The organism is Komagataeibacter xylinus, from assembly GCF_004302915.1.
In the GTDB taxonomy this organism is placed as follows: Bacteria; Pseudomonadota; Alphaproteobacteria; order Acetobacterales; family Acetobacteraceae; genus Komagataeibacter; species Komagataeibacter xylinus_C.
In genome coordinates, this window is record NZ_QQBI01000024.1 from 1 (window position 1) to 20521 (window position 20521).

Below are 20521 nucleotides of genomic sequence, written 5' to 3' on the forward strand. Positions count from 1 at the left end.
CTCAAGAAGTTTCCTCAGCGCCGCCGGTGATTGGGGATATAGGACCACCATCACATACCGTCAATCAGAAAATCGCACCGGAGATGAAAAATATGGTCCGGGGTGCCATCAAGCCCCCGGAAAACAGCCAGATAATAGAATCACTTACCGGCGGGCTTGTTGGCCAGCACGTCAGAATCGACCTTGTCACCCACCACGATTCCCAGTTTTTCGGTAATGCCGGCCTGCAGTTCCAGGGTTGCGCGCACGGGGCCGTGGCTGCTGATGCGGGCCAGGCTGAGTGGCACGGCGTTCTCGACAATGGAGGAGATGCGGTTATCCGCGCCGATAAAGACGATATCGAGCGGGGCCTTGGTGTTCTCCATCCACATGTCGCTCTGGCGCGGATAGGACCAGACGAAGATCATCCCGGCATCGGCAGGCACTGACGGGCGGAACATCTCACCCACCTGCTGCTCGCGCGGGGTCATGGCCTTTTCCACCGTGAACACGTGCTTTGCGCCATCGGCCGTGGTGATGGTGAGCGGCACGGTGGGCAGCGGGGCCTGCGCGTGGGTGGGTTCACCCGTTTCCTCCGCCGCCATGGCGGGAACGGACACTGCGGCCATGCATACGGCCAGGGCCAGCCACCGGCCCGCCTTGAAGGACATCATAAGCAAATACTCTCCTGCACCCTTTGATCTGTCTGTCAGGTCAGGAAGGGATTGCCCTTCCGCTCCGCGCCGATTGTCGTTGCGGGACCATGACCGGGCAGGATCGTGACATCATCATCCAATGTAAGCAATTCCCGCCCGATCGCCCCAATCAGCTGCGCATGGTCGCCATAGGGGAAATCGGTCCGCCCCACGCCGCCCTTGAACAGGGTATCGCCCACAAAGGCGAAACGGGCAGCGGGATCATAAAACACGACATGGCCCGGCGTATGGCCGGGCACATGACGCACCTCAAAGCTGTGGCCCAGCGCTTCGAGCGTTTCACCATGCTTTACAAACCGGTCGGGCCTTACATTTTCCACCCCGGTCAGGCCGAACAGGGCGCCTTGCTGCACAATGGTTTCAAGCAGGGGCGCATCGGCCTTATCCGGCCCCAGCACCGGCACGGGAGCCCCCTGCCGGGCCGAGAGCGCGCGCCGCAGGGCATCGGCCCCGCCCGCGTGGTCGAGATGGCCGTGGGTGAGCCAGATGGCATCCACCGTCAGGGCCCTGTCCGTCAGGGCGGCCATGATGCGGGGCACATCACCCCCGGGATCAACCACGACCGCATGATGCGTATCGGGGTTCCACAGGATGGAGCAGTTCTGCCCGAATGCGGTCACGGGCACGACTTCGAGTGACAGGGGTGCTGGCATGATAAAAAGCCCTACAAACAAAAAATGCGCCCCACGCTACCGCGGGGCGCACCGTTACTGAACCACGCAGGCGGCTCAGCGCTCCTTGGCGAGCGGCCAGCCGGTGGCCGGAATATCGAAATGCGGGGCCAGCTTGTTGTCCGGTGTGTTGGTCAGGTCATGCTCGACAACCTTCACCACCAGCGGGCGGGCTTCCACGTCCAGATGTTCGCGGATCTGGTGCATCACCTCGCCGGGGGCGGCAAGCGCCAGGCCCGGTGTTTCCTTCGCGCGGATGGCCTTGTTCAGGAACTCGGCAATCACCTTGCCATAGGCACCATTGCGCGGGGCATCCATGCCCTTGGCATCGTCGCTCTTGAGGTGGGTGATGGTGGCCAGGCCGTGTTCGCCGTGCTTGAGGATGCGGGCGTGAATGCTATCGGCCACAACATACCAGACCGGATCGACATAGCTCATGTAAAATACTCCGTTCATGCATCGGGCCACCCTGTGGTGGCCCACGTGTTGTTACATTACATGGGGTGTTCGGGCATGCATGTCCAGCGGGTGACAGGCGCACATGCGTGCTGATAAAGTAAAGCTGCCATGACAAAGCTTTCCTCTACGCCCGATCCTCTGGATCTCCTGATTGAATGGGCCCGGGCGGGACTGCCCTGCGCCCTTGCCACCGTCACCTCGACATGGGGCAGTTCCCCCCGGCCTGCGGGCAGCATGATGGCCGTGTGCGAGAATGGTCGCATCGAAGGCTCGGTCAGCGGCGGCTGCGTGGAAGGCGCCGTCATAGAAGAAGCCGCCACCGTCATGCACACCGGCACGCCGGCCGCCCTGTCCCATGGCGTATCGAGCGATGATGCCTGGGCGGTGGGGCTGGCCTGTGGGGGGCGGCTTGATGTGTACGTGGCCGCCATCGGCACCCCGGCCCGCCCGCAGGGCACGCTGCCGCTGGAAATGCTGGAAACCGTGGCCGAAAAGCGCCGCGCCCGCGTGCCGGTCATCATGGCGACCGAACTTGCCACCGGCACGTGCCGCCTGCTGTATGATACCAGCACCCCCGCCACCGCCCCCGCCACGGACCTTGAAGCCCGCCTGGCCGCCCGCGCGCGCGAGGTGTTTGAAACCGGCCGCAGCCTGCGGCTGGAAGATGAAGCGGGGCAGGCCATATGGTTCCTGCATCTCGTGCCCATGCCGCCGCGCCTTCTGGTAGTGGGGGCGGTGCATATCGCGCAGGTGCTGGCCCCCATGGCGCAGACCACCGGCTTTTCGGTCACGGTCATTGACCCGCGCACGCAGCTTGCCACGCCCGAGCGCTTTCCCGGCATCACGCTGGATACCGACTGGCCCGATGAAGCCCTTGCACGGCTGGGTATCGATAACCAGACCGCCATCGTTACCCTGACGCATGACGCCAAGCTCGATGACCCGACGCTGCAATACGCCCTGGGCAGCGAGGCCTTCTATATAGGCGCGCTCGGCTCGCGCAAAACGCAGGCCTCCCGCGTGGCCCGGCTGCATGAGGCCGGTTTTGACACAGGCCGCATCGCGCGCATCCACGGCCCCGTTGGGCTTGCCATTGGCGCGGTCGGGGCGGCGGAAATCGCGCTCTCGATCCTGGCCGAGATCGTGGCCGTGCGGCACAACAAGCCACTGGGGCGGGTATCGGGCTGGGCGTGACCGCCGCACCGGGGCGCATCGCCGCCATCGTGCTGGCGGCGGGCGCCTCGAGCCGCACGGCGCCCGCGCACAAGCTGCTTGCCCCGGATGCCACCGGCCTGCCCATGATCGCCCGCACCCTGCGCGCGGTCATGGCCAGCCGGGCCGACCCCGTTGTGGTCGTGCTGGGCCACCGGGCCGCCGAGATCCGGCAGGCGGCAATGCTGGGGCTGGAACCGGGCCGCCTGCCCCATTTCATCATCGCGCCCGACCATGCCCATGGCCTGTCACGCACGCTGGCCGCAGGTGTGGGGGCGGTCATGGATGACCCCACCATAACAGGTGCGCTGATCTGCCTTGGTGACATGCCGCTGGTCGGCACGGAACTGCTCGACCGCATGATGGCCACATTCCATGCCCATCCCGGCTGCCCCGGCGTGCTGGCCACGCATGAGGGCAGGCGTGGCAACCCGGTGCTGTGGAGCCGCAGCCTCTTTGCCGCCCTGACGGCAGGCCACGGCGATAGCGGGGCCCGCCACCTGCTGGCACGGCATGCCACCGCCATGCCCCGGGTGGCGGCAGGTGCGGAAATCACGGCGGATTTTGATACCCCGGAACGGCTGGCGGAATTCAGCCGCCTTTTCGGCGCGGAGCAGTTGACCTCAGCCCGGGCCAGCGCGAAGAGGGAAGGCAGCGCATGTGGCGCGCCGCATGCCAACCAACCAACCAGGACCCATAACATGAGCAAGATCATTCGCACCGAGCCCAACGCCATCCTGTCGAAGGTGGTGGAGTATCATGGCTTCCTGTTCACGCAGGGATTCGTGGCGCGCGACCTGTCCGCCGACATCACGGCCCAGACCAAGGACGTGCTGGCCCAGATCGACGCGGCGCTGGAGCTGCATGGCACCGACAACACCCGCCTGCTGCAGACCCAGATCTGGCTGAAGGACATCAATGACCGTGATGCGCTGAACGCCGTATGGGGCCCCTGGCTGCCCAAGGGCGGCGCACCGGCCCGCGCCTGTGTCGAGGCCAAGATGGCGCATCCGGACGTGCTGGTCGAAATCATGGTCATCGCGACCAAATAAGACCCCGGGGCAGCGGGAAGGGAGCCTGTGAAACATGTCACATTTTTGCAACTTTCCCGCTTTCCCAGAATCATTCTACTTCTGTTCTCCCCGCTGGAATCCTTGGGATAAGCGACGGAAAATCAGGGCGTAAACAGTCCGAATAAAGAATATATTCCTATTTTTTTAATCTGAGCACGTTTTTGGGGGAAATATGCAATGTTGCTCTTCATCCTCCACAGCGCAGGCTTGTCAGACTTGCAATGGGCTTGCTACTCGATGAACGCGATGTGAGCGGATCATTTTGAGAATCACCCGGATGCGGTGGAGAGATTGCGAAAAATGCGGATCAGAAACATGAAGCGTGGCGTCTTGCTTTCCGTCCTTACGGCCACTTTCGGATTCATGTTTTCTGAACAGGGTCAGGCCCATGCCGTACGGCATGTCAGCCATGTGCACCCGACCACCCCTTCCCATCATGTTTCCGTCCATCATGCCGCCTACCATGGCACCCATAGCCATGAGCGCGGGCATGTCATCCAGTGCGTGGCCTTCGCCAAGGCGGCATCCGATGTCGAGATTCGCGGCAACGCGGTAGACTGGTGGTATAACGCCGCAGGCCGCTACGCACGCGGCAACGCACCGGAGGAGGGCAGCGTGCTCAACTTCCGTGGCACGCGCCGCATGCCGCTTGGACACGTGGCCGTGGTGCGCCAGGTGGTCAATAACCGCACCATCGTCATTGACCAGTCGCACTGGGGCCAGCGCGGCATCAGCCGCGACGTGCCGGTGATCGATGTCTCCCCCAATAATGACTGGTCGGCCGTGCGCGTGGCGCTCAACAGCCGCAACGGCGCCTTTGGCAGCATCTACCCCACCTACGGCTTCATCTACGCCCGGCCTGACACCACCTCGCACATGATGCTGAGCACCTACCAGAAGGCCATGCGCAACCCTGCCGTCATGGCGCAGGCGCATACCACTACCCGCCGCAACAGCACGGAAGTGGCCGAAGCGCCTGAGGGCATTGCCGGACGGGCTTCCTCATCCCTCGCCTATTCGGATGACGCGCCCAACCGTTCGCTACGCTAAAACGCACACCCGGCACGGGGCCTGTTTTCAGGCAGTTTTTTCAAAAAAAACCTGAGATAACACTGCTTTTTTAAAAAAGTGGTGCGTCAGGTCATGCAACTTCATGCTCATTTTCCATAACGACCACACGGGCAGCCTTTCAGTCAGGACGGCCCGCACGGTGATAGGGATGCCCGGCTGAAATGGCGCGGGCGCGATAAAGCTGCTCGGCCAGCATGCCGCGCACGAGCATGTGCGGCCACGTCATCTTGCCAAGCGAGAGCGTATGGTCGGCACGCTGCACAACCGGGCCATCAAGCCCTTCCGCCCCGCCAATGACAAAGCACAGCGGCCGCGGCGTCTCGATCCACTGTTCCACCGCGCGCGAAAAGGCCATGCTATCGTAGGTGCGGCCGCCTTCATCCATGGCCACGACAATGGCGCGATCCGGCAGGGCAGCCAGAATCGCCTGCCCTTCCCTGCGCTTGATCTCGTTGGGCGCGCCGCGCCCTTCAGGCAGTTCAACCAGCTTGATGCGGGGCGAAAGCCGGGTGGCATAACGCTCGAACAGGTCGCGCTCCACCCGGTCCTTCATGCGCCCCACGGCAATCAGGTGAAACAAGGCTTACGCCACCGGGCCTGCGGGCGCCTCCGGCGGCACGTCCAGGTCATCGCCCCACATGCGCTCCAGCCCATAAAGCGCGCGGGCTTCAGCCTTGAACAGATGCACCACGATATCGCCTGCATCCAGCAGCACCCAGTCGGAGCCGGTCGCCCCTTCCGTGCGCACGCGCTTGAGCCCGGCCTCGCCCAGCTTGCGCTCGATATGCGCGGCCATGGCAGCGATCTGCCGGTCAGCCAGACCGGTGGCGATGACCATGCGGTCGGCAAAGGAAGCGCGGCCCGTCAGGTCGATCACCACGATATCCTCAGCCTTGTCATCTTCCAGGCTGGTGGTGATGATCTCCAGAAACTGTTCCACGCGCGGGTCAGGCTCGCGCGTTTCGGCACGGGCCGGGCCGGCCACGGCAGCCTTCTTGCGCGGCGTGCCCGGCACCTGCACGGCACTGCCCAGTGAACCCGTGACGGCACGCGGCGCGGCATGGGGGCTGCCGGTACGGCGCTTGGCGCCACTCTCGGCTATAGGCTTTCTGGTTATGGCTGTTACTCCCGTCGGCGGCCATGCGCGGCCTGCGATGCACGTATTTCTGTAGCTGATATAGCGTTCTGCGGCGCGGGAAGAAAGACCCATGCGGGCGGCGTGCATGTTGCCAGCGTTCCCGCCCTGCGCGCGGGCAGCCGCCAGCGCGCAAGCCTGCGGGCAATCTGGCCGTGCAATGCGGCAGGATTATAGCCAGGGCGCGGCAATACGGCGAAGGGGGCCATCTGCACGATATCGCGCCACCGCCGCCACCGGTTCATCTGCGCCAGCCCATCCGCCCCCATCAGCCAGACAAAACGCACATGCGGGAAGAGCCGCTTCAGCCGCGCCAGCGTATCGACCGTATAGCGGGTGCCAATGCGGCTTTCGATATCGGTGGCCACCAGCCGCCTGCCCGCAACACCATCAATACGCGCCCGCACCCCCGCCAGCCGTTGCGCCAGCGGGGCCATGCCCGCTACCGGCTTGAGCGGATTGCCCGGCGAGACAAGGAACCATACCTGATCCAGCCGCAACTGCCGCAACGCCCGGCAGGCCAGTTGCACATGTCCCTCATGAACGGGGTTGAACGAGCCACCAAGCAGGCCCACGCGCATGCGTCGGCCATCGCCATGCGCCGGTATCAACAGGATCAGGCCCGGACCTGCCCCGTGCCGATCACCTCGTAACGGAAAGTGGTAAGCTGCTCGAGCCCGACCGGCCCACGGGCATGAAAGCGCCCGGTGGCGATGCCGATCTCGGCGCCAAAGCCGAACTCGCCGCCATCACAGAACTGGGTGGAGGCATTCCACATCACCACCGCGCTATCCGTGCCGTTGAGGAAGGTGGTGGCGGCCTGCGCATCTTCCGTCACGATGGCCTCGGTATGGGCGCTGCCATAACGGGCGATATGGGCCAGCGCATCCTCCACGCCATCGACTACGGCAACCGAGAGCACGGCATCAAGCCATTCGGTGGCGAAATCCGCATCGGTGGCGGCAGGCAGGTCGGGGATGATCGCGCGCGCGCGATCATCGGCACGGAAGGTGCAGCCGCGGGTCGCCAGATCCTCGATCAGGCCGGGCAGGATTTTCGGCGCAATGGCCTGGTCCACCAGCAGCGTCTCGGTCGCGCCACAGATTCCGGGGCGGCGCAGCTTGGCGTTGAGCACGATGCGCCGCGCCATTTCCAGATCAGCCGCCGCATGCACATAGGTGTGGCAAAGCCCTTCGGCATGGGCCAGCACCGGCACGCGGGCCTCGGCACAGACACGCTCGACCAGCGACTTGCCACCACGCGGAATGATGAGGTCGATCAGCCCGGCGGCCCCCAGCATGGAGGCCACATGGGCGCGGTCGGCATCGGGCGGGATCTGCACGCATTCAACCGGCAGCCCCGCAGCCGCAAGCCCCGCCTGCATGGCCGCATGGATCACGCGCGCGCTGTTCAGGCTGTCCGACCCGCCGCGCAGGATCACGGCATTGCCGGACTTGATGCACAGCCCCGCCGCATCCGCGCCCACATTGGGGCGGCTTTCATAAATCATGCCAATCACGCCCACGGGCGTTGCCACCCGGCGGATGCGCAGGCCGTTGGGCCGGTCCCATTCCGCCATGATGTGCCCCACGGGGTCCGGCAGGGCGGCAATCTGTTCAAGCCCCTGCGCCATGGCCTCGACCCGCTCGGGGTTGAGTGTCAGCCGGTCACGGAAGGCAGCCGCCCCGGTAAACGCCGCCACGTCACGCGCATTGGCCGCGAGCAGTTCCGGCTGGGCCGCGCGCAGGGCGGCAGCGGCGGCACCCAGGGCCTTGTTGCGGGTTTCGGTCGTGCTGCGGGCCAGCACGCGGGCCGCCGTGCGGGAGGCGAGCGCCATGGTGCGGATCACGTCCGGCTGCGGTGCGTCGGCCCGCGTGGGGGTTGCAACAGCCTGGTCCATGATCCGTAACTCCCTGATCTATTCCTGAACGGGCACTGTGCCCGTATCAGACGTTAAAGCGGAACAGCAGGACATCACCATCCTGCACCACGTAATCCCGCCCCTCGATGCGCAGCTTGCCCGCCTCACGGGCACCGGCCTCGCCATTGCAGGCGATGTAATCATTATATGCAATGGTCTCGCACGCAATGAAGCCCCGCTCGAAATCGTTATGAATGACGGCGGCGGCCTGCGGGGCCTTCGTGCCTTCGGTAATGGTCCAGGCCCGCGTCTCCTTGGGGCCTACGGTAAAGTAGGTGCTCAGGCCCAGAAGGCGGTAGCCTGCGGCAATGACGCGGTCGAGCCCGCTATCCTTCAGGCCAAGCCCGTCCAGGAACTCGACCCGGTCTTCCGCGCCCAGCTGGCTCACTTCGGCCTCGATCGCAGCCGAGACGACAACCATCGCCGCCCCCTCTTCTTCCGCCCGCGCGCGCACGCGCTCGGAAAATTCGTTGCCGGTGGCAGCCGAGGCTTCATCCACGTTGCACACATACAGCACCGGCTTCGAGGTCATGAGCTGCAGGCGGCGCACGGCCTCCTCCTGCCCCGCCGGGATGGCCTTGCGCGCGGGCAGGCCCTCACGCAGGGCTTCGATCAGCGGCTCCATCAGTTCAACCTGGGCTGCCGCCTCGCGGTCATTTCCGCGCGCCTTCTTCTGCAGCGCCACGATCCGCTTCTCCAGCGATTCGAGGTCGGCCAGCATCAGTTCGGTCTCGATGATCTCGGCATCGCGGATGGGGTCCACGCCACCTTCCACATGGGTGATGTCGTCATCTTCAAAGCAGCGCAGCACGTGGATGATGGCATCCACCTCGCGGATATTGGCCAGGAACTGGTTGCCCAGGCCCTCCCCGCGCGAGGCGCCGCGCACGAGGCCCGCAATGTCCACGAACTCGAGGCTGGTGGGCAGGATCTTCTGCGACTTGCCAATCCGCGCCAGTTCCGCCAGCCGCGCATCGGGCACGGCCACGCGCCCGACATTGGGCTCGATGGTGCAGAACGGATAGTTCGCGGCCTGCGCCGACGCGGTCTCGGTCAGGGCGTTGAACAGGGTCGATTTGCCCACGTTGGGCAGGCCCACGATGCCACAGTTAAAGCCCATACGCCCTTACTCCCCGGCCTGCGCGGCCATTCTTGTCATGAACAGTTCCGGCCTGCCATCCGCCAGCAGCGTGGCTTCATCAGCCAACGTATCAAGCATCGGGTCCAGCCACTCGCGGTCCGTGCGGGAAAAATCGCCCAGCACATGGCCCGTCACACGCTCGCGGCTGCCGGGATGCCCGATGCCAAGCCGCACGCGCCAGTATTCTTTCGTGCCCAGCATGCGGTCCATCGACCGCAGGCCGTTATGCCCCGCCGCCCCGCCGCCACGCTTGACGCGGATGCGGCCCGGCTCGAGGTCAAGTTCGTCATGGAAGGCCGTAATGGCCTCGGGCGGCAGCTTGTAGAAGGCCGCCGCCTGCTGAACGCTCTCGCCCGAGAGGTTCATGTAGGTCATGGGCTTGAGCAGCAGCACCTTGTGCCGCCCCACCATGCCTTCGGCAATCTCGCCACGGAAGCGCTTGCGCCACGGGCCAAACCCGTGGCGCTGCGCAATCCGGTCCACCGCCATGAAGCCGACATTGTGACGATTCCGGCTCATCCCCGCCTCGGGATTACCAAGACCGGTCCAGAGCAGCATCGTTCAGTCTCCTGTCAGGGTTCGTGGCGGTGGGCGGGCAATCAGCCCTCGGCTGCGCCTTCGGCGCCTTCAGCAGCCTCGGGCTCTTCATCAACACTCGGCGGCGCCACGTTGGCGATGACGAAGTTGTTGTCCTGCAGCACGGGGGTCACTTTTTCGGTGCCCTTGAGGTCTTCCCAGCGCACGTTGTCGTGGAAGTCGAGCTTGGACAGGTCGGCGGTGAAGAATTCCGGAATATCAGCCGGATCAACCACGACATCGACCGTGTGGCGGACGATGTTCATCACGCCACCGCGCTTGACACCCGGGGAGACATCTTCACCCGTGAAGCGGACTGCCACTTCCACATGCACCTTGTGGCCGGCGGCGAGGCGCTGGTAATCCACATGGATCGGGGCATCGGTTACGGGGTGCAGCTGGATCTCGCGCAGCAGGGCGTGCACGGATGCGCCACCTTCAACGGAGATGTCATAGATGCGCGAACGCCAGCCGGACTTGTGCAGCTCACGCTTCACGATACGGGGGTCGAGCGCGATCAGGGTGGGTTCCTGGCCGCCGCCATAGATTACGCCGGGCACGTGGCCGGCACGCCTCGTTGCACGCGCTGCCCCCTTACCAGCCTTCGCGCGCGAAGAGACTTCGATTTTGGTGAATTTGGTCACTTGTCTGCTCCTGAAACACAAGCGCGCGGGCCTCCAGGGGTGCCAGCGCGTGCGCGGCGTTTAACGGAAAACCGCGCCTTATGCAATCACCAAGCCCGGACAGCCCCGGTTTTTCAGGAAAGCGCGGTGAGACTCCACACCTGCGTCGCCCCCGGCTCGGCCCACATGGGGGTAGCGTTGGGCAGGCGCACGTTGGGCTTGAGGTGCATGGCCGCGCGCAGCGCGCGGAACATCGCGCCATGGCACACGATCAGCGGCACGCCATCTTGCTCAAGCGCGCGATTGACGGCCGAGACCGCGCGCTCGCGCAGGTCGGCAAAGCTTTCGCCATCAGGGGGGGTATAGTCGCCCGCGATCCAGCTATCGTACCACGAGCCCATCGGCTTGCCTTCTTCCGCCCCGAAGCAGACTTCCTTCAGCCCGTCATCAAGGGCGACCTCCAGGCGGGGGGCGCCATGTGCCGCAAGCTGGTCGGCCACGATCTCGGCCGTGCGGCGTGCGCGCACCAGCGGCGAGGAGACAATGCGCACGATGGGCGCGTGGTCGCGCCAGTGCCGCGCCAGCAGCAGCCCTGCCGCCTCGGCCTGGGCAACACCCGTGGCATTGAGCGGAATATCGGTGCGCCCCTGCGAGCGCCCCTGCGCATTCCAGTCCGTTTCCCCATGGCGCAGGTACCAGTATGGCCGGGTAATCAGGTCAGTCATGCGTCGTTCCTTCAACTCTACTACACCCTTGGGGGTAGCGCCGCGCGGGCGGGGCGGTCAATCCCGCCCTGCCCCAAAGCGTTCAGTCAAACAGCGAGGAAACGGAGCTTTCATCGGATATGGCCTGCATGGCGCGCGAAATCAGGGCCGCCGTGCTGATCTGGCGGATATTGGCCGATTCCTTCACCGCCTCGGTCGCCCTGATGCTGTCGGTCAGCGTCAGCATGCCCAGCGGTGACTGGGCCACGCGGCTGACCGCGCTGCCGGTCAGCACGCCGTGGGTCACATACGCCTCGACTGCTGCGGCCCCGTGCTTCATCAGCGCTTCGGCCGCGTTGCACAGCGAGCCGCCGCTATCGACGATATCATCGACCAGGATGCAGTAACGGCCCCGCACGTCACCGATCACGTTCATCACCTCCGACACGCCCGCGCGTTCGCGGCGCTTGTCGATGATGGCAAGATCCACGTTCAGCCGCTGCGCGAGCTGGCGGGCGCGCACCACGCCGCCCACGTCGGGCGAGACGATCATGAGGTTGTGCGGGCCACCGGGAATGTCCATCGGCGGTGCGTCATAGGGCAGCGGGGGCTCGCCCTCGAGCTTCATGCGGCCACGGATGTCGCGCGTGAACAGGGGCGCTGCGTAAAGGTTATCGACCGGTATGTCGAAGAAGCCCTGGATCTGCATGGCGTGCAGGTCCATGGTCAGCACGCGGTTCGCACCGGCCTCGACCAGGATGTTGGCCACGAGCTTGGCGCTGATGGGCGTGCGGGGGCCGGATTTGCGGTCCTGCCGGGCATAGCCGAAATACGGCATGACCGCCGTGATGCGCCGTGCCGAGCCCCGGCGCAGGGCATCGAGCATGATCAGCAGTTCCATGAGGTTGTCATTGGTGGGCGAGCAGGTGCTCTGGATGACGAACACATCCTCGCCACGCACGTTTTCATGAATCTCGACAAAAATTTCCATGTCGGCAAAACGCCGCACGGTCGCGTTGCAGAGCGGTAGGCCCAGCTCCGCCGCAACTTTCTCGGCGAGAGGCAGGTTGCTGTTACAGGCGACAATTTTCATCGTGTGACGCTCCCGGGCGGCGGTAGAGGCGCTGGAGGGCGGTTTTTCCGCCCCCGTCGTGTATGTGCGGCGTTCTATCAACCGGCACATGGCCTGTCACCTGCCTAAGGGTCTGCAAACCTGCACGTCTGCCCCCCGTTGCCGATCCGTCACACCCTTGTGGCCTGCCGGGCAGCAGGGCCGCTTTTTTCTACAGGCCGCGCCAGAACGCCACCTTTTTTGAGAAAAGGCAGCACCCGGAAACTTTTATTATTTTTTATCAGGGCCTTGTTTTTTAAAGACCCATTCAAATTCAGGGCTGCGCAGGAGCCGCGGAAGATGCGCTGGCCGCCGGGGCTGGAGCCGGTGCGCTGCCTGGCGCGGGCAGGGTGCCATCGGCGGCAAGCGGCGCGTTTTCGCGGCCGGAATAGCGGGTGATGATCTGGCGCACGGCCCCTGCCGCCTCATCGGCAGCGGCCACGGCCACATCGCCCCAGCGGGAATCCAGCGAATGGGCCGCGATGTCATGAATCTGGGTGGCAGCACCGGCTTCGGTGCCCTGTGCGTCGAGCACCTTCCATGTCAGCACGATATGCTGCTGCGGCGTGGTGGATGTAGTGGTCACCGCATCATTAAGCACCACGGTGCAGCGCACCGTGTAATCCGCGCCCGTCGCCGCATGCCGCAGGTCTTCATGCGCATCGGGGAAGGCGGCTGTAAAGGCGCGGGCCAATGCGCGGTCGCCATCGCCCGGCGCGCCCTGCACGCCCGCGAAATAGACATGGGCGGGGCGATTCTTGAGGCTGTTGGGGTCTTTCTGCATCTGGGCGGCCTGGATGCCGGTCAGCAGTTCGGCAACCCCGGGGGCCACCTCCTGCGCCGAGCGGGTCTCAGCCTGCCCGTCCGTTGCCTGCCATTGCGCCGCGGGCACCGCGGCGCCGCTCATATGGCCGCGTTCCTCGCCCTTGGGGGTCATGACGGCATAGGTGGGAATGACCGTGTCACCCTGCGCCGTGGTGGTCATTTTCAGCCACCAGTCACCCGGCTTGGCGGGCTGGCCCAGGGCGGGCACCGACTGCGCGAGCATGGCCTCGACCATGGCATGCTGCCAGGCCTGCGCGCCGGCCTCATCCGTGCCCGATGCACTGGAAACCGGCACGGCCAGCCGCGCGGTGGGGGGCTGCGCGCCGGAGCCATCATGGCGGAAGGGGTGCGGCACATCCACGCAGCCACCCAGCAGGGAAAGCCCCACAAGGGCCGCGAGCGCGCCCGACCGGCGGGCAAGAACGTCTGACATCATGGCCCCCTTATACCGCCCGGCAGGCGATAACGGAAATCTGGTGCCCGATCGGCCCACCCCCTGCCAGCGTGCGGCGACGATGGCTGAAAAACTGCGCCTCATCACGCAGCGTGTCGAGGCCAAGCGCCACGGCGGATCCCACCCCGCACCGCTCAAGGCGCATGACGCAGAAACCCGGCAGGTCGAACATGAAATGCCCTGCCCGCCCAGCCGGGCGGAAAAACGCGCCAGCCGTTTCATCACACGCCAGCACGGCACTGCGCATGTCCGGCCCGACCTCGTAGCTGCCCGGCGCAATACAGGGACCGACCACAGCGGTGATCTCACCTGCGGCGCAGCCCAGCGCGCCCATTGCCGCCACCGTGGCCTCGATAATGCCGCCACACGCGCCCCGCCAGCCCGCATGGGCCGCGCCCACCACCGTGCCCTGCGCATTACTGAACAGAATCGGCGCGCAATCCGCCGTAATCACGCCCAGCGCCAGGCCGGGCGTGGCGGTGACCAGCGCATCGCCCTCCGGCCCGGCCCCTGCGGGCCAGGGAGCTGTTGCCGTGAGCACCCGGTCGCCATGCACCTGTGTCAGGCCCAGAAGATGGTCGGGCGCGACACCGACATACCGCGCCACGCGGCGGCGGTTCTCGTGCAAGGCGCGGGGGTCATCAGCGGAGCGGGTCGAGCAGTTGAGCGTGGCATAGGGCCCGGTGGAGACCCCGCCAAGGCGGGTGAAAAATCCATGCCGCATGCCTTCAAGGGCCGGGGCCGGGGCCCGCACCACCTGCGCATCCGTGATCGCGCTATCCGTCATCACTGTTTTTCCCTTTACCCCTGACGGGCTGGCTTAAAGTCATAAAAGTTTCCGGGTGCCACCCTTTTCCAAAAAGGCAGCGCCCCCTGAAGCTTTTGAAAAAAAAGCTTCACCAAAAACTTCCCTATGCTGACTGCGGGGAGCGATCCTCGCGCAATCCCGCAAAACCCGGCAGGAGACCCGCCACCCCCACCGACAGCCCCAGCACGCGAAACAGCCGCCCCATCAGCTCAGGTGCGGCCAGCCGCCTTGCCGCCGCCCTGATGTCGTGTGCCTGGTCGGGTGCCGCGCGCGCAAGCTGCTCACAGCGCGCGCCCAGCCCGAGGGCTGCAAGGAAATCGCCCTGCTCCACACTCCCCCATGCATCCATCCCGCAAGCCGCCTGCGCCATGCTGGCAAAATCGACATGGGCGGTCAGGTCCGCCGTGCCGGGGCCGCATAGCGGGTCGACAGGCTGGCCCGCCCGTAGCGCCTGCAGGCTGTCACCCCAGGCCGGGGCGTCATAACCGTAATCAATCAGCAGCGCCGCCCCGCGCCCGCGTTGCAGGCGGGCGGCAAGGTTACGGACAAAATCGAGCGCGGGCTGGCAGGTTTCCAGCACGCAGCCCTCGGGAACGGACCGCGCACAAGCCGGGTGCCCGGATGGCAGGACAGCCGCCTGCTCCACAAACCGCCCCGCCTGCACAAAGCGCTCCGCCCAGCCCTGCCCGTGGCGCACGAACTGGCGGATGGGCAGCGCATCCACAAACTCGTTGGCCAGCAGGACCAGAGGCCCCTCGGGCAGGCTGGCCAATCCATCATGCCAGTTGACCGGGTTGGGCGTGGCCGCCTTCAGGGCCGCGTTCTGGCAGGCGCGCAGGCGGGGCGAGGTCTCGATCAGGTGCACCTGTGCCGCTTCGTGGCAGGCGGGGGCAATGCTGCGCAGCAGGCGCAGGGCATCGGCCATGAGCGTGCCCCGCCCCGGACCGGCCTCGGCCAGCACGAAGGAGGCGGGGCGGCCAAGCTGCCCCCACACCACGGCCACCCACGCGCCCAGCAATTCACCGAACATCTGCGAGATTTCAGGCGAGGTCGTAAAATCGGCAAACGGGTCGCGGCCTGCGTAATAGGCCGCGTTGGCCCGCGCCATGAAGTGGTCCAGCCGTTCGGGCTGCCCGGTCATGCCTTGGCCCCGGCGTCATCTTCCGCCGGTTCCGCCATCACCACGGTGCGGGCGGGGCGCATATACGCATTAAGCATCAGACCCAGCCCGCCAATGGCCATGGGCACGCACAGGACCTGCCCCATGGTCACGCCAAAGGGCAGGAAGCCGATGAACGCATCGGGCTCACGGAAGCATTCGCACACCGTGCGCGCCACCGCGTAGCCAAACAGGAACAGCCCGGCAATGAAACCAGGGTGCTGGCGCACCTTCAGGCTGCGCGAGACGCACCACAGCAGGGTGAACAGCAAAAGCCCCTCGGCAAAGGCTTCATAAAGTTCGGATGGATGGCGCGGCTCCGGCCCGGCATCGGGAAAGATCATGGCCCAGGGCAGCGAGGGCGAAGCGGGGCGGCCCCACAGTTCGCCATTGATGAAGTTGGCGATGCGCCCCAGCCCCAGCCCGATGGGCACCACCGTGGTGATCCGGTCGGAAAAGGCCAGGAAGCTCAGACCGTTGAGCCGCGTGAATGCAATCAGCGCAATGATCACGCCCGCAGCCCCCCCATGGAACGACATGCCCCCATGCCACACCTGCAATATGGCCAGCGGGTGCGTGAGGTAATAGCCGGGCTGGTAGAACAGGATGTAGCCAAGCCGCCCACCCAGCACCACGCCCAGCGTGGCCCATGTCAGGAAGTCATCGACCTGCAGCGCCGTGGCGGCCCGGGGTGCGAGGGCTGCGAGGCGGCGGGCAATGCGCCACCCCGCCACCAGCGCCACGATATAGGCCATGGCGTACCAGCGTATGGCGAACGGCCCGAAATGGACCATTACCGGATCAAACTGCGGAAAGACCAGAACAGGCAGCATGGGCCGACTTTCAGTAATCAGGAAAGGAGCAGGGGCAGCACCCGATGCCTAGAGATAGGGATCGGGGGTGGCAAGATAGTCGTGCACGTAGCGCCGCACGCCATCCTCCAGCGTGGTGAAGGGATGGCTGTAGCCCGCAGCCCGCAGCCTGCGCATGTCGGCACAGGTAAAGGACTGGTACTGCCCGCGCAGGGATTGCGGCATGTCGATGAACTCGATCCTGGGCGCAACACCCGCCGCATCGCACACCGCATGCGCAAGGTCGGCATAGGTGCGCGCAATGCCGGTGCCGCAGTTGAACAGTCCGCACACATTCGTATGGTCCAGCAGCCACAGCATGACATTGACCACATCCCCCACCCAGATGAAGTCACGCGCCTGCGCGCCATCGGCCAGGCCCGGCACGTCGGAGCGGAACAGCGTGAGCGGCCCGCCTGCCCGCGCCTCGTCATACTTGACCTTCACCACCGAGATCATGCGCCCCTTGTGGTATTCGTTGGGGCCATAGACATTGAAAAACTTCAGCCCCGCCCATGAAAGGCCCGACAGCTCGCCACGGCCCAGACGGCGGTGCAAAATCTGGTCGAACGCCTGCTTGGACCAGCCATACAGGTTGAGCGGGCTGAGCCGGTCCAGCCCCGCCGGGTCATCGCTGAACTGCTCGACCTTGTCGGCCGCCCCATAGGTCGCGGCTGATGAGGCATAGATGAAGCGCACGCCCTCATGCGCGCACCACTGCGCCAGGCGGCATGACAGATCAACGTTGGTGCGCCACACGAGGTCGCCATCGGTTGCCGTGGTCTCGCTGATCGCACCGAGATGCACCACCGCCGACACATCGGGCCGGGTGGCCAGCCACCCCTCAAGCGCCTCGGGGGCCACGACCTGCACGGGGGCATGGTGGCGCAGGTTGCGCCATTTGCCAGCACTCCCCAGCCAGTCCACCACGACCGTGTCGACCCCGCGCGCGTGCAGGGCCTGCTGCATGCACGAGCCGATAAAGCCCGCGCCCCCCGTAATCACGATCACTGCTCCGCACCCCGCTGCTGCCTGCACATTGATTGCGGCACACGATGGCCGCCACAATCGTGCGGATAGCCCTGAGGCGGCAATGTGTCTATAGTAGCGCCTTTCCCCTTCGCGCGGCAGCCGGGTCACGGTGGCGGCGCGGAACGTCATGGAGTATCCACTATGTCCGACAGGCCCCGCATTTTTGATGACCTTGCCGGTGTGGCCGGCGGCGCGTTCTCCGCCCTTGCTGGCGTGCGCGAGGAAATCGGCGCCATGGTCCGTGCCCGCGTGGATGAAACACTCGGCAGCCTGAACCTCGTGCGCCGCGATGAATTTGAAGTGGTGCGCGAAGTCGCGACCCGCGCGCGCCTGGCACAGGGCGAGATGGAAAACCGCATCGCCCGCCTTGAAGAGCGCGTATCCGACCTGGAAGCCAGCCTGACCACCCCCACCCCGCATGCCGGTAGCTGAACGAGGCTTGCAGCCAGTGCCTGCGGGCCATAGTGTAACAGGACGGTCCGCGCCCTGATTCCCCGCAACAGGACACGGACCGGGTTGCAGAGACACGGAATCCGGCGTCACGGCCGGATCTCCTCCACGACGGCTTCGGGGAGTGCCACATGCCTGCTCTGACTCAGATCACCACCTCTCGTAATACAAACCCGCTCGACCAGATGGAACAGATCGTGGGCGGCTACGACTGGAACTTCGAGCGCCGCAGCGATTCGGAAATGGCAGCCGAGGCACCGGGCAAATGGTGTGATTACGGCCTGTTCTTCTGCTGGTCGGAAGAGGTGAACGCCATGCACTTTACCTGCACGTTCGACCTCAAGGTGCCGCCCGAGCAGCGCCGCAACCTGTTCGAACTCGTGGCGCTGGCGAATGAGCGGCTGTGGATCGGCCATTTCGGCATGGATCTTGACCACGGCACGCCCGTATTCCGCCACGCGGTGCTGCTGCGCGGCTCGCGCGGGGCCTCGATGGAAAGCCTTGAGGACATGATCGACATCGCCCTGACGGAATGCGAGCGATTCTACCCTGCCTTCCAGTTCGTGCTGTGGGGCGGCAAGAAACCGGCCGAAGCCCTCGAGGCGGCCATGCTTGACTGCGCGGGGATGGCGTAATGGGCGAACTCCTTCCGCCGCTGCTCCTCATTGGCTGCGGCAAGATGGGGGGGGCCATGTTCGATGGCTGGCTGAAGGAGGGGCTTGCCCCTTCCTTCATCGTCGATCGCCATCGCGACTCGGTGCCGCCGCCGCATCAGCTCGTGCGCAGCCTCGACGCGGTTCCCGCCAGTTTCCGCCCCGGCATGATCGTGCTGGCCACCAAGCCCCAGAAGGTGGACGCGGTGCTGCCCGCCCTCGCCCCCTTCGCCGCCCACGCCCCCGTTCTGTCCGTGCTGGCAGGCCGCACGGTGGGGAGCCTGAGTTCGGCCCTGAGTGCCTGCCTGCCCGCAGGCAGCCCGCCGCCTGCCGTGATCCGCGCCATGCCCAACACGCCCAGCGCCATCGGGCAGGGCATGACGGTGTGTTACGCCCCGCCACCCGCAACCCCGGCCGACCGCAGGCTTTGCGCGCGCCTGATGAGCGCCGTGGGCGAAGTGGCCTGGATCGACCATGAAGACCAGATGGACATGGTCACCGCCATTTCAGGCAGTGGGCCGGCCTATGTGTTCCTGCTTGCCGAACTGCTCGAGCAGGTGGGCATCGAGCACGGCCTGCCCGCCCCCCTTGCCCGCCAGATCGCGCGCCAGACGGTGGCAGGCTCCGGCGCGCTCATGCAGGCCAGCGGGCTTGATGCCGCCACCCTGCGCCAGAACGTGACCAGCCCCGGCGGCACGACACAGCAGGCCCTTGCGGTGCTGATGGCGCCCGATGCCTGGCCCGCCACGCTCGAGACAGCCCTTGCCGCCGCCGCACGGCGCGCGCGTGAACTGTCAGGCCCGCAGCCCGTTTCATGATACAGCGGCAGCTTGCGGCCACCATTTCCATCCCCAACCCGGAAGATCAGACCCTCCATGGATAACGACCTGTTTGACGCCACCCTTCTCCGCTCCGCGCTGGAGCGTGCCGGTTCGCACGGATGGCGGCGCACCACGGTCGTTGATGCCGCGCGTGATGCCGGGCTGAGCCTCGAGACCGCACGCAAGCGCTTTGCATGCAAGACCGGGCTGCTGTTCATGCTCGGGCGCCTGGCCGATGAATCAGCACTGGTGGAAGACGGGACGGAAGGCAGCGTGCGCGACAAACTGTTCGACATGCTCATGCGCAGGCTCGATGTGTTCCAGCAATACCGTGAGGGCGTGCGCAGCGTGCTGCGCGCCCTGCCCACCGACCCTGTTCTGGCCGTGCTGCTCGGTGGCGCCACGCTGGAAAGCATGCAGTGGATCGCCACCGCCGCAGGCGTCGACACCACCGGCCTTGCCGGGGCGCTGCGCCTGCAGGCGCTGGTGGGCGTATGGACCCTGACCCTGCGCACATGGGACCGCGATGACAGCACCGACATGGGCCAGACCATGGCGGCACTGGAGGAGGCGCTCAAACGCGCGGGCCGCTTCGTCTCCTTCGGGCCTGAGCCCAGCGAACCCACGGCACCCGCAGGCCACGACACCGACCCGCTGGTGGACCTGCCGCTTGAACCTTCAGCCTGACGTGTCAGGGCGCTGTTAAAAACAACATACTGGTAAAACAGAATAAAAGTTTTTGGGTGCCGTCTTTTTTCAAAAAGGCGACGTGCTTTTGAAGCTTTTTGAAAAAAGCTTCACCAAAAACTTCTTTCCGATGGGCGCGATGTTTTGCAGGCAGACTTTTCAAACCGCGCCTGAGATATTAGAACAGCATCACGCCACGCGAATCGCGGAGCGTTTGCCTGTTGGGGCGTAGCCAAGTGGTAAGGCAGCGGATTTTGATTCCGCCATGCGGAGGTTCGAACCCTCCCGCCCCAGCCAGTTCCTTCCTGAAAAACAGCATGTGACATGCCCGGCCCGTATTGTGCTGGCGCTAGAAATTAAACCGCCTTTTTTCAAGAAGGCGGCGTGCC

Annotated in this window: 24 protein-coding genes, 1 tRNA gene and 1 pseudogene; 9 read left to right on the plus strand and 17 right to left on the minus strand. The window is 65.4% G+C overall.

The genetic code is table 11. From position 1 onward, the window contains the following. Positions 1 to 140: 140 nt before the first annotated feature. From DV027_RS12350 to DV027_RS12360, 3 genes are all read right to left on the minus strand, one after another. The gene (locus tag DV027_RS12350) at positions 141 to 653 is read right to left on the minus strand and encodes a DUF192 domain-containing protein (RefSeq protein WP_130732254.1); all 513 of its coding nucleotides are present in this window, start codon (positions 651 to 653) and stop codon (positions 141 to 143) included. A gap of 35 nt (positions 654 to 688) precedes the next feature. Next, entirely contained in the window at positions 689 to 1348 is a 660-nt protein-coding gene (locus DV027_RS12355) for an MBL fold metallo-hydrolase (protein WP_130732256.1), read from the minus strand. 75 nt (positions 1349 to 1423) lie between these two features. After that, positions 1424 to 1804, minus strand: coding sequence for a host attachment protein (locus DV027_RS12360; protein WP_130732258.1), 381 nt, complete (start codon positions 1802 to 1804; stop codon positions 1424 to 1426). A gap of 129 nt (positions 1805 to 1933) precedes the next feature. On the opposite strand from DV027_RS12360, the gene DV027_RS12365 reads away from it, so the two are divergent. From DV027_RS12365 to DV027_RS12380, 4 genes and pseudogenes are all read left to right on the plus strand, one after another. Beyond that, positions 1934 to 3019 (plus strand): XdhC family protein, encoded by a 1086-nt coding sequence (locus DV027_RS12365; protein ID WP_130732260.1) that lies wholly within the window; start codon positions 1934 to 1936, stop codon positions 3017 to 3019. A gap of 29 nt (positions 3020 to 3048) precedes the next feature. Continuing rightward, a pseudogene (locus tag DV027_RS12370) lies at positions 3049 to 3543 on the plus strand (nucleotidyltransferase family protein); the annotation flags it as partial. A 195-nt stretch (positions 3544 to 3738) separates the two neighbouring features. Beyond that, positions 3739 to 4089, plus strand: coding sequence for a RidA family protein (locus DV027_RS12375; protein WP_130732330.1), 351 nt, complete (start codon positions 3739 to 3741; stop codon positions 4087 to 4089). Positions 4090 to 4410: 321 nt separating this feature from the next. Further along, positions 4411 to 5160, plus strand: a complete 750-nt coding sequence (locus DV027_RS12380; RefSeq protein WP_207303485.1) for a CHAP domain-containing protein — start codon at positions 4411 to 4413, stop codon at positions 5158 to 5160. Between the two features lie 139 nt (positions 5161 to 5299). Here DV027_RS12380 and DV027_RS12385 read toward each other — a convergent pair whose 3' ends face one another. The 14 genes from DV027_RS12385 to rfaD all read right to left on the minus strand — a co-directional run bounded on the left by DV027_RS12385 (position 5300) and on the right by rfaD (position 17500). Further along, a complete protein-coding gene (locus tag DV027_RS12385; RefSeq protein ID WP_130732264.1) occupies positions 5300 to 5761 on the minus strand; it encodes a 23S rRNA (pseudouridine(1915)-N(3))-methyltransferase RlmH in 462 nt (153 codons plus the stop codon). 3 nt (positions 5762 to 5764) lie between these two features. Continuing rightward, entirely contained in the window at positions 5765 to 6214 is a 450-nt protein-coding gene (gene rsfS, locus DV027_RS12390) for a ribosome silencing factor (protein ID WP_130732332.1), read from the minus strand. Between the two features lie 89 nt (positions 6215 to 6303). Continuing rightward, positions 6304 to 6897, minus strand: a complete 594-nt coding sequence (locus DV027_RS12395) for a nicotinate-nucleotide adenylyltransferase (protein WP_130732266.1) — start codon at positions 6895 to 6897, stop codon at positions 6304 to 6306. Between the two features lie 35 nt (positions 6898 to 6932). After that, a complete protein-coding gene (locus DV027_RS12400) occupies positions 6933 to 8216 on the minus strand; it encodes a glutamate-5-semialdehyde dehydrogenase (protein WP_130732268.1) in 1284 nt (427 codons plus the stop codon). Positions 8217 to 8262: 46 nt separating this feature from the next. Beyond that, positions 8263 to 9357 carry a redox-regulated ATPase YchF gene (ychF, locus tag DV027_RS12405; protein ID WP_130732270.1) on the minus strand — a complete coding sequence of 365 codons (1095 nt, stop codon included), beginning with the start codon at positions 9355 to 9357 and terminating at the stop codon, positions 8263 to 8265. Between the two features lie 6 nt (positions 9358 to 9363). Next, positions 9364 to 9936 carry an aminoacyl-tRNA hydrolase gene (gene pth / locus DV027_RS12410; RefSeq protein WP_130732272.1) on the minus strand — a complete coding sequence of 191 codons (573 nt, stop codon included), beginning with the start codon at positions 9934 to 9936 and terminating at the stop codon, positions 9364 to 9366. Between the two features lie 41 nt (positions 9937 to 9977). Then, complete coding sequence (locus DV027_RS12415) at positions 9978 to 10598, minus strand: 50S ribosomal protein L25/general stress protein Ctc (protein ID WP_130732274.1); 621 nt, start codon at positions 10596 to 10598, stop codon at positions 9978 to 9980. 113 nt (positions 10599 to 10711) lie between these two features. After that, on the minus strand, positions 10712 to 11302 hold the full coding sequence (locus DV027_RS12420; protein ID WP_130732276.1) for a histidine phosphatase family protein: 591 nt from the start codon (positions 11300 to 11302) through the stop codon (positions 10712 to 10714). An 82-nt stretch (positions 11303 to 11384) separates the two neighbouring features. Continuing rightward, entirely contained in the window at positions 11385 to 12374 is a 990-nt protein-coding gene (locus tag DV027_RS12425; protein ID WP_130732278.1) for a ribose-phosphate pyrophosphokinase, read from the minus strand. 292 nt (positions 12375 to 12666) lie between these two features. Further along, positions 12667 to 13653, minus strand: coding sequence for a hypothetical protein (locus DV027_RS12430; RefSeq protein WP_242621890.1), 987 nt, complete (start codon positions 13651 to 13653; stop codon positions 12667 to 12669). Between the two features lie 7 nt (positions 13654 to 13660). After that, on the minus strand, positions 13661 to 14458 hold the full coding sequence (gene pgeF, locus DV027_RS12435; protein WP_130732280.1) for a peptidoglycan editing factor PgeF: 798 nt from the start codon (positions 14456 to 14458) through the stop codon (positions 13661 to 13663). A gap of 124 nt (positions 14459 to 14582) precedes the next feature. Beyond that, positions 14583 to 15620, minus strand: a complete 1038-nt coding sequence (locus tag DV027_RS12440; protein WP_130732282.1) for a class I SAM-dependent methyltransferase — start codon at positions 15618 to 15620, stop codon at positions 14583 to 14585. Then, a complete protein-coding gene (gene lgt / locus DV027_RS12445) occupies positions 15617 to 16471 on the minus strand; it encodes a prolipoprotein diacylglyceryl transferase (protein WP_130732284.1) in 855 nt (284 codons plus the stop codon). Before lgt ends, DV027_RS12440 begins: the two co-directional genes overlap by 4 nt. 48 nt (positions 16472 to 16519) lie before the next feature. After that, the gene (gene rfaD, locus DV027_RS12450; protein WP_130732336.1) at positions 16520 to 17500 is read right to left on the minus strand and encodes an ADP-glyceromanno-heptose 6-epimerase; all 981 of its coding nucleotides are present in this window, start codon (positions 17498 to 17500) and stop codon (positions 16520 to 16522) included. Between the two features lie 162 nt (positions 17501 to 17662). Between rfaD and DV027_RS12455 the strand changes: the two genes are divergently transcribed. The 5 genes from DV027_RS12455 (at position 17663) to DV027_RS12475 (ending at position 20429) form a co-directional block, all read left to right on the plus strand. After that, on the plus strand, positions 17663 to 17953 hold the full coding sequence (locus DV027_RS12455; RefSeq protein WP_061275473.1) for an accessory factor UbiK family protein: 291 nt from the start codon (positions 17663 to 17665) through the stop codon (positions 17951 to 17953). A 149-nt stretch (positions 17954 to 18102) separates the two neighbouring features. After that, complete coding sequence (locus DV027_RS12460; protein WP_061275471.1) at positions 18103 to 18606, plus strand: type III secretion system chaperone family protein; 504 nt, start codon at positions 18103 to 18105, stop codon at positions 18604 to 18606. Further along, entirely contained in the window at positions 18606 to 19442 is an 837-nt protein-coding gene (proC, locus tag DV027_RS12465; protein ID WP_130732286.1) for a pyrroline-5-carboxylate reductase, read from the plus strand. The genes DV027_RS12460 and proC overlap by 1 nt, the downstream gene beginning before the upstream one ends. 57 nt (positions 19443 to 19499) lie before the next feature. After that, the gene (locus DV027_RS12470) at positions 19500 to 20132 is read left to right on the plus strand and encodes a TetR family transcriptional regulator (protein ID WP_130732288.1); all 633 of its coding nucleotides are present in this window, start codon (positions 19500 to 19502) and stop codon (positions 20130 to 20132) included. Between the two features lie 222 nt (positions 20133 to 20354). Next, a tRNA-Gln gene (locus tag DV027_RS12475) sits at positions 20355 to 20429 on the plus strand. The last annotated feature ends 92 nt before the right edge of the window (positions 20430 to 20521 follow it).